This is a genomic window from Intrasporangium zincisolvens, assembly GCF_034724055.1.
Classification (GTDB): Bacteria; Actinomycetota; Actinomycetes; order Actinomycetales; family Dermatophilaceae; genus Monashia; species Monashia zincisolvens.
Map to the genome: position 1 here is coordinate 40,785 of NZ_JAWIIL010000006.1, position 14,041 is coordinate 54,825.

11 protein-coding genes and 1 pseudogene are annotated in these 14,041 nt (G+C 73.2%); 4 read left to right on the plus strand and 8 right to left on the minus strand.

The annotated features are described in order from the left end of the window. Positions 1–81 precede the first annotated feature (81 nt). A complete protein-coding gene (locus tag RY076_RS16185; protein WP_323099914.1) occupies positions 82–1,245 on the minus strand; it encodes a site-2 protease family protein in 1,164 nt (387 codons plus the stop codon). Between the two features lie 156 nt (positions 1,246–1,401). On the opposite strand from RY076_RS16185, the gene RY076_RS16190 reads away from it, so the two are divergent. Together RY076_RS16190 and asnB are read left to right on the plus strand one after the other, a co-directional pair. Beyond that, entirely contained in the window at positions 1,402–2,241 is an 840-nt protein-coding gene (locus RY076_RS16190; protein WP_323099915.1) for a RecB family exonuclease, read from the plus strand. Positions 2,242–2,363: 122 nt separating this feature from the next. After that, the gene (gene asnB, locus RY076_RS16195) at positions 2,364–4,361 is read left to right on the plus strand and encodes an asparagine synthase (glutamine-hydrolyzing) (protein WP_323099917.1); all 1,998 of its coding nucleotides are present in this window, start codon (positions 2,364–2,366) and stop codon (positions 4,359–4,361) included. Here asnB and RY076_RS16200 read toward each other — a convergent pair. Then, positions 4,351–5,734: pseudogene (locus tag RY076_RS16200) on the minus strand (aminotransferase class III-fold pyridoxal phosphate-dependent enzyme). The gene asnB and the pseudogene RY076_RS16200 sit on opposite strands and share 11 nt — an antisense overlap. Positions 5,735–5,766: 32 nt before the next feature. Next, positions 5,767–7,269, minus strand: coding sequence for a CoA-acylating methylmalonate-semialdehyde dehydrogenase (locus RY076_RS16205; RefSeq protein ID WP_323099919.1), 1,503 nt, complete (start codon positions 7,267–7,269; stop codon positions 5,767–5,769). A gap of 60 nt (positions 7,270–7,329) precedes the next feature. On the opposite strand from RY076_RS16205, the gene RY076_RS16210 reads away from it, so the two are divergent. Continuing rightward, positions 7,330–8,691 (plus strand): aminotransferase-like domain-containing protein, encoded by a 1,362-nt coding sequence (locus RY076_RS16210; RefSeq protein WP_323099920.1) that lies wholly within the window; start codon positions 7,330–7,332, stop codon positions 8,689–8,691. A gap of 101 nt (positions 8,692–8,792) precedes the next feature. Continuing rightward, the gene (locus tag RY076_RS16215; RefSeq protein ID WP_323099922.1) at positions 8,793–9,620 is read left to right on the plus strand and encodes a LysR family substrate-binding domain-containing protein; all 828 of its coding nucleotides are present in this window, start codon (positions 8,793–8,795) and stop codon (positions 9,618–9,620) included. A 73-nt stretch (positions 9,621–9,693) separates the two neighbouring features. On the opposite strand, the gene RY076_RS16220 is transcribed toward RY076_RS16215, so the two are convergent. The 5 genes from RY076_RS16220 to RY076_RS16240 all read right to left on the minus strand — a co-directional run bounded on the left by RY076_RS16220 (position 9,694) and on the right by RY076_RS16240 (position 14,041). Further along, positions 9,694–10,281 carry a GNAT family N-acetyltransferase gene (locus tag RY076_RS16220; protein ID WP_323099924.1) on the minus strand — a complete coding sequence of 196 codons (588 nt, stop codon included), beginning with the start codon at positions 10,279–10,281 and terminating at the stop codon, positions 9,694–9,696. A 102-nt stretch (positions 10,282–10,383) separates the two neighbouring features. After that, positions 10,384–10,902 carry an NUDIX domain-containing protein gene (locus RY076_RS16225; RefSeq protein ID WP_323099926.1) on the minus strand — a complete coding sequence of 173 codons (519 nt, stop codon included), beginning with the start codon at positions 10,900–10,902 and terminating at the stop codon, positions 10,384–10,386. Positions 10,903–10,950: 48 nt separating this feature from the next. After that, positions 10,951–11,661, minus strand: coding sequence for a VOC family protein (locus tag RY076_RS16230; protein ID WP_323099928.1), 711 nt, complete (start codon positions 11,659–11,661; stop codon positions 10,951–10,953). 76 nt (positions 11,662–11,737) lie between these two features. After that, a complete protein-coding gene (locus tag RY076_RS16235) occupies positions 11,738–13,210 on the minus strand; it encodes an HNH endonuclease signature motif containing protein (protein ID WP_323100194.1) in 1,473 nt (490 codons plus the stop codon). Between the two features lie 126 nt (positions 13,211–13,336). Next, on the minus strand, positions 13,337–14,041 hold the full coding sequence (locus RY076_RS16240; RefSeq protein WP_323099930.1) for an HAD family hydrolase: 705 nt from the start codon (positions 14,039–14,041) through the stop codon (positions 13,337–13,339).

Below are 14,041 nucleotides of genomic sequence, written 5' to 3' on the forward strand. Positions count from 1 at the left end.
TCCGCGCGGGCACGCCGCAGCCCTGTGGACGACCGGACCGGACGGGAAGGGGGTGTGGACAGCCCCCGTGCGGCGACCGCCTCAGCGGTGCCCGCGTCGGGCGAGCTCCGCCCCGACGACGGTGTTGATCCGCTCGGCGCTCGCCAGCCCGCGCACCTCGCGCGAGGCCTCGTCGACGACGACGGCGAAGGACAGGTCGCGCGAGCTCATGACGCGGATGAGGTCGGTGAGCACCGCATCGCCCGCCAGGGCCACGACCCAGGACGCGGGCTGCGCGAGAACGACCGAGGACACCGGCGTCCGGTCGCGGCCCTCGGCGGGCACCCGGGAGGCGCTCTCGGCGTCGAGCAGCCCGAGGGGCCAGCCGGCGGGGTCGGCGGCGACGACGTACGGCGTGCTCGCGCCCGCCGCCGGGGCCGCCAGCCCGCGGTCGACCTCGCCGAGGCTCGTCTCGCCGGGGACGAGCACGACGGGATCGAGGACCTCGGTGGCCGGCCCGGCCGTGGCGTCGTGGATCTGCCCCGATCGGATGGCGGCCGAGGCCCCGCGCCAGAGGAAGAAGCCGATCATGGCGGTCCACACGAGGGCGATGGGCGTCGGCGTGCGCCCCTGCAGCAGTGGGAGGCCGACGAACCACAGGACGCTGCCGATGGCGACGACGCGTCCGAGCCAGCCCGCGGCGGTGAGCCCGGTGCCCTTGCGCCCTGTGGCCCGCCAGACGAGCGAGCTGACGATCTGGCCGCCGTCGAGCGGCAGGCCGGGCAGCAGGTTGTAGAGGCCGACGAAGAGGTTGGTGTATGTGACGGCCTCGAGGACGCCGCCGACCACCGCACCGCCCGCGTACGGCTGGACGAGCCACGACAGCGCCGCGAGGGCGAGGTTGGACAACGGGCCGGCGACGGCGACGAGGGCGGTGCTGACGGGCGTGCTCGACGTCGCGTCGTAGACGGTGTGACCGCCCCAGACGTCGGCGACGATGCGGTCGACCCGGTGGCCGCGCCACAGTGCCACGAGCGCGTGCGCCGCCTCGTGGACGAGCACCGACACGAGCAGCATCAGGGCGAACGCGACGGCGATGACGACCGACTGCCCCAGGGACCCGCCGGCGCCGCCCTGGGCGGGCACGACGATGAGCAGGACGAGCAGGACGATGAGCGGCCAGGACCGGCCGAGGTACACGGGGGTCCCGGCGATGACCCCGATCCGCAACCCGGGTCCTGCGTCCGGGCGCGCGGTGCTGCTCATGCCCTGACCCTATGCCCCGTCCGGCAGCCGTCGGCAGTGCGGGGCCTGTGCGAGGGCTGTGCCTGTGGCGGCTCCGTGGGTGACCCCGGGGTGGGCCTGGGCGTGCCCCTGTGGGTGGCGGGAGCCGGTGTCGGCACGGCCCAGTACGGTCGGTGCATGGCCGCAGCACTGTCCCCGAGTCGGGCATCCGACTTCATGACCTGCCCGATGCTCTACCGCTTCCGGGTCATCGACAAGCTGCCCTCGCCGCCGACGCCGGCCACGGCCCGCGGCACGCTCGTGCACGCCGTGCTCGAGCGGCTCTTCGACCTCCCCGCCGCCGAGCGCACGCTCGATGCAGCCGTCTCGATCGTCCCCCGCGAGTGGGAGCGTCTGACGAGCGAGGAGCCCGAGCTGCTCGACCTGCTCGCCGACCGCGACGGTCGCACCGACGAGTGGTTCGCCGACGCGCACGCCCTCATCGGCACGTGGTTCGGGCTCGAGGACCCGACCCGTCTCGAGCCGGCCGAGCGCGAGCTCTACGTCGAGACCGAGATCGACGGCCTGACGCTGCGCGGCTACGTCGACCGGCTCGACGTGGCCCCGAACGGCGCGATGCGCGTCGTCGACTACAAGACCGGACGCTCGCCCTCCGAGCACTTCGAGGCCAAGGCCCTGTTCCAGATGAAGTTCTACGCGCTCGTGCTGTGGCGGCTGCGTGGCGAGATCCCGCGCCGCCTCCAGCTCGTCTACCTCGGCAACAGCGAGATCGTCGCCTACGAGCCCGACGAGCAGGACCTCCTCGGCGTCGAGCGCAAGGTCAAGGCGCTGTGGGCCGCCATCGAGCACGCCGCGAGCACCGGCGACTGGCGTCCCAGCCCGAGCCGCCTGTGCGACTGGTGCGAGCACCGTGCCCTGTGCCCCGCCTGGGGCGGCACTCCCCCGCCGCTGCCCGACGACGCCGCCCAGCGGGCCGTCGACCCGGCGGTCTCGGGCCTCGTCGACGTCGACGCCTGAGGCCGACCCCTGCGGGGGTCCAGCGACCCTGCAGTCGGGGTCCAGCCACCGTTCAGCCGTCCCCGCGACGCTGGTACTGCGGCGCTGTCGGCCATCCGGGCCGGCCACCGCGGGAGGTGGACATGTGCGGCATCGCCGGCTACATCGGGGTCGACCCCGACCCGGGCCTGCTCGAGCGAATGGGCGACGCGCAGCGGCACCGCGGCCCCGACGGCTCGGGCACGTGGGCCGATGCCGAGGCGCGGGTCGGCTTCGCCCATGAGCGGCTCGCCGTCATCGACCGCCCCGGCGGCGCCCAGCCGATGGCCACGCCGGAGGGCAGGCACGTGCTCGTCTACAACGGCGAGGTCTACAACCACGACGACCTGCGCGAGCAGCTGAAGGCAGCGGGCCACCGCTTCACGACGCGCAGCGACACCGAGGTGGTCCTGCACGCCCTCGCGGAGTGGGGCGCCGAGGCCCTCGACCGCTTCGACGGCATGTTCGCCCTCGCGTTCTGGGACCGGGACACCCGCACGCTCCTGCTGGCGCGCGACCACTTCGGCATCAAGCCGCTGCACCTGGCCCGCGTGCCGTCGACGGACCCGAACGGAGCGGACGACCCGGCGGGCTCCGGCAGCCCGGACGGCTGGCTGTTCGCGAGCGAGATCAGGCCCATCCTGGCCACGGGCCTCGTGCCGGCCGTCCCCGACGAGCGGTCGGTGTACCGCTACCTGCGCTTCCGGGTCCACGACGACGACCGCGCCACCTTCCTCGCCGGCATCGAGCGGGTCCTGCCCGGCGAGGTCGTGACGATCGGCCCTGACGGCACGCACCGCCGACCGTTCACGACGCTGCGCGAGGACCTCCTCGCAGCCGCCGAACGCGAGTCCCGCGGCGACCGCCACCAACCCGAGACGTCCCGCCGGTTCCGCACCGAGCTGACCCGCGCCGTGCGGATACGCCTGTCCTCCGACGTGCCCGTCGGCACGTCGCTGTCCGGGGGCCTCGACAGCTCGGCCGTGGCCGCGCTCGTCGACGAGCTGCTGCCCGAACCGTCGGCCCGGGCGGTCGGTGTGCGGCAGCGGACGTTCTCCGCGGTCTTCCCCGGCCACCGCAACGACGAGCGTCGCTGGGTCGATGACGCCCTCGACGGGCGCCGCGACCGGGTGGACCGCCACCTCGTCTCGCCCACGGCGCAGGACTTCCTCACCGACCTGGCCGACTTCGTGCGCACCCAGGAGGAGCCGGTCGTCTCGTCCGGGCCGTACGCGCAGTACCGCGTCATGCGTGAAGCGGCCCGGCACGTCACGGTCATGCTCGACGGACAGGGGGCCGACGAGCTGCTCGCGGGCTACGTGCCCCAGGCCGTCGTGCACCTGCGTGACCTCTTGCGCCGCCACCCGGGGCGCGGCGTGCGGGAGGCGTTCGCGGAGCGCGACGTGCTGCGCGGCCTCGTCTCCAACCGGGCCAGGCGTCTGCTGCCGACGAGCCACGACGCGTCGGTCGCGCCGCTGCTCGCGCCCGCCTTCGTCGACGAGCACCGTTCCGAGACGTACGCGCCCGTCGGGGCGACGATGCGCGAGCGGCTCGTGCACGACCTCTTCGTCGGGTCGCTTCCGGCGCTGCTGCGCTACGAGGACCGCAACACCATGCGGTTCTCCCTCGAGGGCCGCGTGCCGTTCCTCGCCGTCGACCTCGTCCGGTTCGTCTTCGCCCAGCCGGACGCGTCGGTCGTCGGTGGCGGATGGAACAAGCGGATGCTGCGCGAGGCGGTCCGCGATCTCCTTCCCGACTCGATCACCATGCGCCGCAACAAGATCGGCTTCACGACGCCGCAGGACGACTGGTTCCGCGAGACGCCCGGGCTGCTGCGCGACGTCTTCGCCTCCGCGTCGTTCCGCAGCCGGCCGTGGTTCGACGCCGACGCCGTGTCGGCCGCGTACGAGGAGTGGCTCCTCGGGCACGGGGCGCACGACTCCATGGTGTTCTGGCGTGTCCTCAACGTCGAGCTGTGGATGCGCGAGGTGTGCGACCCGGTGGCCTCCTCCCCCACGGCTTCCCGTGAGACACCGCCCGACGCGTCCCGCCCGGCCGACGCGGACGCGTCGACCGGGCGGGTGGTGCCCCTCAGGCGGTGAACTCGTCGGCGACCGACAGCGCCTCGTCGAGGATCGCCAGACCCTCGCGGACCTCGTCGGGGGTGGTCGTGCACGGCGGCACGACGTGCGTCCGGTTGAAGTGGGTGAACGGCCACAGACCGCGCTCCTTGCACGCGGCCGCGAACGCCGTCATCGGCCGGGCGGCGTCACCGGCGGCGTTGAACGGGACGAGCGGCTCACGGGTGTCGCGGTCGCGGACCAGCTCGAGCGCCCAGAAGACGCCGAGCCCGCGGACCTCGCCGACGCTCGGGTGCTTCGCGGCCAGCTCGGCCAGCCCGGGCCCGATGACGTCGGTACCGAGCATCCGGGCGTTCTCGATGATGCCCTCCTCGCGGAAGGCGTTGATCGACGCGACGGCCGAGGCGCACGCGAGCGGGTGGCCCGAGTAGGTGAGGCCGCCCGGGTAGGCGCGCGTCTCGAAGGAGGCGCGCACCTCGTCGGAGATGACGACGCCACCGAGCGGCACGTAGCCGGAGTTGACGCCCTTGGCGAAGGTGATGAGGTCGGGCCGGATGCCCCAGTGGTCGACGGCGTACCACTCGCCGCACCGGCCGAACCCGGCCATGACCTCGTCGGCGATGAGCAGGATCCCGAACTCGTCGCAGATGTCGCGCACGCCCTGCAGGTAGCCGTCCGGCGGTACGAGGATGCCGTTCGTGCCGACGACGGTCTCGAGGATGATCGCCGCGACGGTGTGCGGCCCCTCGACCATGAGGGTGTCGCGCAGGTGCTGCAGCGCCCGGTCGCGCTCCTGCTCGTCGTTCTCGGCGTGGAAGGCCGAGCGGTAGGTGTACGGACCCCAGAAAGTGCACGATGCCGGGGAAGCCGGGCTCGGAGGGCCACCGACGCGGGTCGCCGGTCAGCGTGATCGACCCGGCGGTCGCGCCGTGGTAGCTGCGGTAGGTGGCAAGCACCTTGTGCCGGCCGGTGTGCAGCCGAGCCATCCGGATGGCGTTCTCGTTGGCCTCGGCGCCGCCGTTCGTGAAGAACACGGCCGAGAGCCCCTCGGGCGCGACCTCGGTGATGAGGCGCGCGGCCTCGCTGCGGGCGTCGTTGGCGAAGGACGGCTGGATCGTGGTGAGGCGCGCGGCCTGCTCCTGGATGGCCGCCACGACCTTCGGGTGCTGGTAGCCGATGTTGACGTTGACGAGCTGGCTGCTGAAGTCGAGGTAGCGGGTGCCGGCGTAGTCCCAGAAGTAGGAGCCCTGCGCCCGGGCGATGGGCAGCGGGTCGATGAGCCCCTGGGCCGACCAGGAGTGGAAGACGTGCCCGCGGTCGAGGGCGCGGACGTCCGCCTCGCCCATGGCGTCGAGCTGCTCGCCGATGACGGGGCGGTGGTCGAGTTCGGTCATGGTGGGTGGGTCCTCTCCGAGGTGGTCGGCGGTCAGCGGGTGCGGGGGAAACCGAGGTCGACGCTCGAGGTGGCCGGGTCGGGCCAGCGCTGGGTCACGACCTTGCCGCGCGTGTAGAAGCTGACGCCCTCGGGGCCGTACATGTGGGTGTCGCCGAAGAGGGAGTCCTTCCAGCCGCCGAAGGAGTAGTAGGCGACGGGCACGGGGATCGGCACGTTGATGCCGACCATGCCGACCTCGACCTCGTTCTGGAACCGGCGGGCCGCGCCGCCGTCACGGGTGAAGATCGCCGTGCCGTTGGCGTACTGGTTGCGGTTGATGAGCGCCAGGCCCTCCTCGTAGGTGTCGACCCGGACGACCGACAGGACCGGGCCGAAGATCTCGTCGCGGTAGACGGTCATGTCGGGGGTGACGTCGTCGAGGAGGGTCATGCCGAGGAAGAACCCGTCGGCGGGCACCTGGCTCTCGCGGCCGTCGACGACGACCGTCGCACCGGACTCTGCGCCCGCGGCGACATAGCCGGCGACCTTGTCGCGGTGCTCGGCCGTGATGAGCGGCCCCATGTCGGTGCCGGGCTCGGCGCCGTTGCCGACGGTGAGGCCCGGGATGCGGTCGGCGACCGCGGCGACGAGCCGGTCGCCGACGTCGCCGACGGCCACCGCGACCGAGAGCGCCATGCAGCGCTCCCCTGCCGCGCCGTAGGCGGCCGAGACGATGGAGTCGGCCGCGAGGTCGACGTCGGCGTCGGGCAGGACGAGCGCGTGGTTCTTGGCGCCGCCCAAGGCCTGGACGCGCTTGCCGTTAGCCGTGCCGCGCTCGTAGATGTACCTGGCGATGGGCGTCGAGCCGACGAAGCTGACGGCGGCGACGTCGTCGTGGTCGAGCAGCGCGTCGACGGCCTCCTTGTCGCCGTGGACGACCGTGAAGACGCCATCGGGCAGCCCCGCCTCCTTCCAGAGCTCGGCGAGGAAGAGCGCGGCAGACGGGTCCTTCTCGCTCGGCTTGAGCACGAACGCGTTGCCGCAGGCGATGGCGTTGGCGCACATCCACAGCGGCACCATGACCGGGAAGTTGAAGGGGGTGATGCCGGCGACGACGCCGAGGGGCTGGCGGATGCTGTAGACGTCGACGCCCGCCGAGGCCTGCTCGGAGAAGCCGCCCTTGAGCAGCTGCGGCACGCCGGTGGCGAACTCGACGTTCTCGAGGCCGCGGGCGATCTCCCCGGCCGCGTCGGAGAGCACCTTGCCGTGCTCGGCGGTGATGATCGCGGCCAGCTCGTCGGTGCGCTCGTGGAGCAGCTCGCGGAAGGCGAAGAGGACGGCGGCGCGCTTGCTCAGCGAGCTGGTGCGCCAGTCGCGCGCGGCAGCGACAGCGGTCTTGACCGCGGCGTCGACCTCGGCGGCGGAGGCGAGCGGCACGGCACCGGTGCGGACTCCCGTTGCGGGGTCGTGCACGGGCGAGGTGCGCCCGGACGTGCCCGCGACGCGGGCCCCGGAGATCCAGTGGTCGATGGCGGTCACGGCAGGGGTCGTCATGGCTGTCACGTTACGTTCCAACCCGGTGCCACACAAAGAGTTCATTGCTACGTTACAGAGGTGCGTGCCGTCATCTCCGACCTCGAGGAGCGCCTCGAGCACCCGACCGCCAAGGGCCTGGCCCAAGCGGTCTCCCGAGCGATCCGCGACGGCCGGCTGGGCCCCGGCGACCAGCTGCCAACGATCCGCCAGGTGGCCCAGGAGCTGATGATGTCGCCGACGACCGTGAGCGCGGCCTGGCAGCTGCTCTCGCGCTCCGGCACGATCCGAGCCGACGGCCGACGCGGCACGACCGTGGCGCAGACGCGTCGGGGCGGCGAGCGCTACACGCGCGCGCTGCGGCACGACTCCCCCGTCAGCCTCGACCTGTCGACGGGCATCCCCGACGCCGCGCTGCTGCCGTCCCTGGCCGGCGTGCTGTCGGCCCTCGACGAGCCCCGCGTCCCGAGCAGCTACCTCGACGACCCGGTGCTGCCGCGGCTGCGCGAGGTGCTCCTCGCCGACTGGCCCTACCCCCCGGACGACCTGCTCGTCGTCGACGGCGCGATGGACGCCCTCGACATCGTCTCGCGCACCCTGCTGCGCCCCGGCGACACGGTGGTCGTCGAGAACCCGGGCTTCCCGCCACTGCTCGACCTGCTCGAGGACCGGGGCGTCGACGTCGTCGGCGTCCCCCTCGACGCCACCGGCCTCGACGTCGACGCGCTCGAGCAGGCGCTGGCCCGACGCCCGGTGGCCCTCTTCCTCCAGCCGCGCGGGCAGAACCCGACCGGCGTCTCGATGTCGCCGACCCGGGCCCGGCGCCTGGCCGGGCTCGTCCGCGGCCTCGACCTCGTCGTCGTGGAGGACGACTCGAGCGGCCCCGTGGCCAGCTCCGCACCGACGAGCCTCGGCACGTGGGTCCCCGACCAGGTGCTCCACGTGCGCAGCTTCAGCAAGTCGCACGGCCCCGACCTGCGCCTCGCCGCGATGAGCGGCCCCACGGCCCTGCTCGCACCGCTCCGTCACGCCCGATCCCTCGGGCAGGGCTGGTCGAGCCGACTGCTCCAGCGTGTCCTCGCGGGGCTGCTCACCGACCCCGACGCCGTCCGCTCCGTCGACCGCGCCCGAGCCGAGTACGCCCGCCGCCGCGAGCTCGTCGTCGACCGTCTGGCCGCACTCGGGGTCGAGGTCCCCGGCACCGAGGGCCTCAACATCTGGGTGCCGGTCCGCGACGAGGCGGCCGCGGTGCTGCGCCTCGCCAGCCAGGGCATCGCCGTGACGCCGGGTTCGCCGTTCTCCGTGGAGAACGGTGGCGCGGCCGCCGGACACGGCGGGCACGTCCGCGTGACGACTGGGCTCGTCCGGAACGAGCACGAGGCCCTGGCCGAGCTGCTCGCCGAGGCGGCCGACGCCGGCGCCTGGACCGCCCAGCACCGCTGACCCGCGAGCCGGCTGCACTAGCCTCGTCACCGACCCACCGCCCCGCTCGACCCCGCGCCCCGACGCCGCGGCCGTCCCCCACCAGCCCTGAGGAGCACGCCATGACCGACGCCTTCCGCGTCGACTTCGTCGCCGGCGTCTCGCCGGACAAGTGGGCCCGACGGTGGGAGCGACGGGTCGCCGACCGGGCCCTCGAGCTGGTGCCGGTCACCGCCGACGTGCAGCTCGACGCCCTCCGCGCGGCCGAGGCCTCGATGGCCCTCGTACGGCTGCCCGTCGACCGCGAGGGCATGCACCTCATCCCCCTCTACGAGGAGGTCCCGGTCGTCGTCGCCTCGCGCGATCACGTCGTCGCCGCCTTCGAGGAGGTCGACGTCGCTGACCTCGCCGAGGAGGTGCTCGTGCAGGGTCCGGACGCGGTGCCGGAGTGGGCAGCCGTCGCGACGCCCGACGCTCGTGAACGGGCCGCCGGCATGCCGCCGATGACCGACGCCGAGGTCGTCGAGGTCGTCGCGACCGGCGCGGGGATCGCGATCCTGCCCATGTCCGTGGCCCGGCTGCACCACCGCAAGGACGTCGTGCACCGGCCCGTCCACGGCGTCGCGGGCTCGCGGATCGGCCTGGCCTGGACGGTGGAGGACCCGGACCCCGGGATCGAGGTGTTCATCGGCATCGTCCGCGGGCGCACGGAGAACAGCAGCCGCGGTGCAGGCGCGTCGATCGATGCCGACGCCCCACGCGCGTCGGGTGGCAGGGAAGCGTCGGGCGGCAAGCAGGCATCGGGCAAGGAGGCATCGGGCAAGGAGGCATCGGGCAAGGAGGCATCAGGCGGCAAGGGCGGGCGGCAGCACGGCCCCGGTCGTACGCTCCCCCAGCGCGGCGCGGCACCGCGCCGCGGCGGCACCCGCAACCGGCGTCGCGGCCGCTGAGTCCCCTGGGGAGGTCCCCGGTGGACGGCGTCCTACAAGATTGGTCGAGCGCTGTGGGTGAGCGCTGCGCCTCTCAGTCGCGCGCGCTCGGGGCCACCTCGCGCACCATGACGCAGTTGCCCTGCCCCTTGGGCCGGTCGTAGGTGAAGCCCTCCCGCTCGTACATCGTGCGGGTGCCGTTGTAGAGGAACGACGAGTTCTTCTTCCGGACCCCGCCGGTGTCGTGCGGGTAGCCCTCGACGAGGCCGCCGCCGGCCCGGGCGATGAGGTCGACGGCACCGCGCAGGGCGACCGCCGCCAGGCCCTGCCCGCGGTAGGGCCGCTCGACCTGGATGCACGTGACGCGGTAGTCGGGCAGCCGCTCGGCCGTGGCGACGTACTCCTTGCGGTGGTGGATGTTCGGCAGCTCGTCAGGCGACCCGTACTCGGCCCAGGCCACGGCCTTGTCGCCGTCGTAGACCAGCGCGGCGTGCGCGATCCCGTCATCGACGAGACGCTGCTTGAGCGCCTTGTTGCCCTCAGCGGTCTGGCCCTTCTCGGCGCACGCGGGGTGGAAGTGGGTGCACCAGCAGCTGGCGAACATGCCCTTGTTCCGCTCGACGAGGGCAGCGAAGTCGGCGAACGTCTCCGGCGTGAGTGCCTTGATCCTGAAGTCGGACATGGCGGCAACGTACTCCGGCTTGCGGACGTTCCGCGTCCGGAAGCTCACGCCTCCCAGCGGCCGGCGTCACGCCACGGGACGGGCGTCAGGGAGGTCACGAGGTCACAGGCCGAGCGCCACCGGCGCGCGCGGGATGTCACCGGCGATCAGCGGCGCCAGCGGTGTGGCGAGGTCACGGGGTGAGAACAGGTCGGTGCCGTGGTATTCGGCGATGTCCGCGTACCGCCACCACCGCATCCCGCTGATGTGCTCGGCGGCGAGCTCCTCGTCCGAGAACGCGCCGCGGGGGTCGAAGTGCGAGGTGCGGACGAGGAAGTAGTCGTTGACCAGCCCGTCGTAGCCGTCCGCCCGGCCGGCGGTGGCGACCTCCTGGTGCCAGACGTGCGGGGGGTCGGCGTCGAGGACGAGCCCCGTCTCCTCGTGCAGCTCCCGGCGCAGGGCCTCCAGCGGCAGCTCACCGGGCTCGACGCCACCCCCGGGGGCCGCCCACACGACCGTCGCGCCCGCCGGTACGGCTGGATGCGGAAAGCTGAAGCGGCACAAAAGGACTCGGTCGTCCTCGGCCAGGATGACCGCCCGGACGGCACGTCTTGTCCTCGCTGCTGCAGGCGTCTCGTTCACCTGCAGATGATCAGGGCACCACGGCCGGGGCGCAACCCGTGCTGCGCGTCAGTGGTCCTTCGCGGCGGCGGACGTGTCGACGCAGAGAACTCCCCGGTTGCCGTCCTGGTCGGCGATCACGGTCAGGGAGGGGGCATCGCTGTCGTCCACGACGGTCCCACCCGCGGCGAGGACGGCGGCGATCCGGTGCTGCGCCGTCTCGGGCGCCACGTACACCTCGAGGTGGAACCGCGGCCGCGCACCATCGCGCTCGTCGGCGTCGCCGAACCACAGGTTCGGCACGCGTCCCGTGGCGTCCCGGATCTCGTCGCTGGGCGTCCCGAGACCCTGCGACTCCAGGCTCCCGGTGAGCAGGGCGGCCCACACCGGGGCGATGGTCGCCGAGCTCGCCGTGTCGAGGCCGAGCTCCATCTCGCTGACGGCGCCCGGGTCGGCGGAGATCTCGTGGTCGGCGGCGATCTCGGTGATGCGTCGCGCCAGGTCGACGTCCTGCTGGGTCACCCATTCGACGACGTGCTCGGTGCCCTCGTCGTCACGGTAGATGGCGTCGTCGGTGACCAGCTCGAGGTCGACGTACCCCGCGCCGATCGACACGCGCGGATGGTGGCCGACGGCGTCGCCCGCCTCCCCCACCGCGGTGACGAACCGTGCGCCGCTCCCGAAGCTGCTCACCAGGAACCGGGCGTGCAGCCCCTGGGCCAGCTTGCGCCACTCGGTCAGGTTCGCTTCGGCGATCTGCTCGCCCCTGAGCATGTCCATGCATCGGGACCATATCTCTGATCCAGACGCAGCTCGGTCATTGCGACGAACCCGTGTCCGGAGGGCGTCTCCCCACTCAGCCCGGTGGCGGGCCGGAGCGTGACGGGGTGAGGTCGACGAGGTGCAGGTGCAGCGTGCCGCCGGTCGGGGCGGGGTAGGTGCGCCCGAGGCTGGGTGTCGGTCGCGGACGTGGTCCTGGACGCACCTGCCGGGCGGGAGGGTCGGTGCCCGCGGCGGGGACGGCCGACAACGTCGGAGGGCGCGGGCCGTCGTCCGCATGCTCGGGCTCTGGACGGTCGGGGTCGGGAGCGGCGGGTACGGCCGGCGGTCGCGATGGTGGGCCGATGGGCCAGCCCTGTCGGGTGTCGAACCGGAGCCCGTCCGCTGTGGTGGGGTCGCCGGTGATGGCGTACTCGCCGCGGTGGTGGCTGTCGTGGTGGAAGGTGCACAGGCAGGCCAGGTTCTCCAGGTCGGTCAGGCCGCCGTCGCGCCAGTGCGTCAGGTGGTGGACCTCGAGGTAGTCGCCGGAGCTGGTGGAGCAGCCGGGGAACCGGCAGCCCCGGTCGCGGTCCAGGACGAGGACCCGGGTGCGGTGCGGGACGACGCGGTGGGTGCGGCCGACGTTGACCGGTGAGCCCTCGGTCTCCCACACCGGGGTGAGGGTGCCGTCGCAGGTGAGCCCGTCGACGACGTGCCGGGGCAGGCGTGGGGTGCCGATGAGCCAACCGCCGGTCGTGTCGAGGTGGACCTGCACCCGGTACCGGGCCCGACGCGCCGGAGTCTTCTCGGTGCCGGCATCGAGGGACCGGGTCGCGAGCAGCACGAGCGCGTCGGCCCAGGTGATGCGCCGCGGGCCTGGCGTGGTGGCCGGGTCGGTGTACGGGTCCCGTTGGTGCTGGGCGTCGTCACCCTCGGTGGTGTGGGTCGTGTCGGTGACGGTGTGGAACAGGTGGTCCTTCGCCTCGGCCAGAGCCGCCCTCACGAGCTCGCCGACCTCCGCCGGGGCGTCGTACCGCAGCCGGAACCGGCCATCCGCGTCGACGCCCATCGACAACGTGGCCGGCTCGACAACCTCTGGCTTCGCGGCCGGGTCCTGCTCGGCGGGCAGGAGCCGGCCCTCCTCGTCGAAGACTCGGGGTTCGAGGATGAAGTCGTACCGGGCGACCGACCGCTGCAGCTGCGGCACCGTCGCGGACTGCGCGAACTCGGCCACCGTGGCATCGAACGCCGCCGGAGCGTGCCGTGCGACGACCGCGGCCTGGTCGGGGCTGATCCGCCCCTCCCGCAACGCCGCCGCCGTCTCCGGCAGCTCACCCGCCCGGCGCGCCATCAGCACCACCGCGGATGCATGCCCCCGCGATAAACCCGCCCGGACCACGAGCCAGTGCTCCGGCGACCGGATCCCGGCCGCCTGCCACGACCCCTCCACCAGCGCCACCGCGACCGCGTCCACGAGCCGGCCGTGCGCGTCGTGCAGGTCGGCAGCCAGGGACGCGACGAGGTCCCAGTCCTGCTCGATAACTGCTTGCGATATGACCCGATCGTACAGGTGTTCGAATCAGGCCGGAGGGGTTGTCCACACCCAATCCCTCGGGACCGCAGTCCGTTTCGCACTTTCAGGTGCCGCCGGCGCGACGGCTCCGGTCACCCACCCAGAGCTCGCCCAGCCCGCGCGTCAGGACGCGACGCGCACCGCGGAGACGATGCCCGTGAGGTCGCTGGCTCCGACGCCGGCGAGGGTGTCGATACGAACGGCACCTGGCACCGTCGGCACCGGCACGACGTGCGGGATGGCGATCGTCGGCACGCCTGCTGCCGCCGCCGAGCGCACGCCCGCCGGTGAGTCCTCGATGGCGACGCAGTCGGCCGGCTCGACCCCGAGCAGCCGCGCCGCCGCGAGGTAGGGCTCCGGGTGCGGCTTGCCGTGGCTCACCTCGTCGCCGGTGACGAGCGCGTCGAACGCGCCGTCGGGCAGGTTGCGCACGACCGTCTCGGCCAGGGACCGCCACGACATCGTCACGAGGACGTTGGGCACGCCGAGCGCCCCCAGCTCGAGCAGCAGCTCGCGGGCCCCCGGTCGCCACGGGACGCGTCGCTCCACCTGGGCGATGACGCGCGACAGGAGGGCGTCGATGATCTCCGGCACCGTCAGCTCGATGCCGGACTGGTCGATGATGAGCTGGGCCGAGACCTCGAGGGCGTTGCCGACGAGCTGGTGGGCGAACTCGTCGGTCCACACCCCACCGTGGGCGGCCACGAGCTCGTGCTCGGCCTCGATCCAGTAGGGCTCGGTGTCGACGAGGGTGCCGTCCATGTCCCAGAGGACGGCCGCGGGCAGAGCCGGGCGGTCCGTCCGGGCGGGGGCAGCGGGGGCGGTCAC

What these genes read in the sequence shown, in the direction of transcription:
- RY076_RS16185 (WP_323099914.1), bottom strand. Translation starts at nt 1,245, where the DNA reads ATGAGCAGCACCGCGCGCCCGGACGCAGGACCCGGGTTGCGGATCGGG.
- RY076_RS16190 (WP_323099915.1), top strand. Translation starts at nt 1,402, where the DNA reads ATGGCCGCAGCACTGTCCCCGAGTCGGGCATCCGACTTCATGACCTGC.
- asnB (WP_323099917.1), top strand. Translation starts at nt 2,364, where the DNA reads ATGTGCGGCATCGCCGGCTACATCGGGGTCGACCCCGACCCGGGCCTG.
- RY076_RS16205 (WP_323099919.1), bottom strand. Translation starts at nt 7,269, where the DNA reads ATGACGACCCCTGCCGTGACCGCCATCGACCACTGGATCTCCGGGGCC.
- RY076_RS16215 (WP_323099922.1), top strand. Translation starts at nt 8,793, where the DNA reads ATGACCGACGCCTTCCGCGTCGACTTCGTCGCCGGCGTCTCGCCGGAC.
- RY076_RS16220 (WP_323099924.1), bottom strand. Translation starts at nt 10,281, where the DNA reads ATGTCCGACTTCAGGATCAAGGCACTCACGCCGGAGACGTTCGCCGAC.
- RY076_RS16230 (WP_323099928.1), bottom strand. Translation starts at nt 11,661, where the DNA reads ATGGACATGCTCAGGGGCGAGCAGATCGCCGAAGCGAACCTGACCGAG.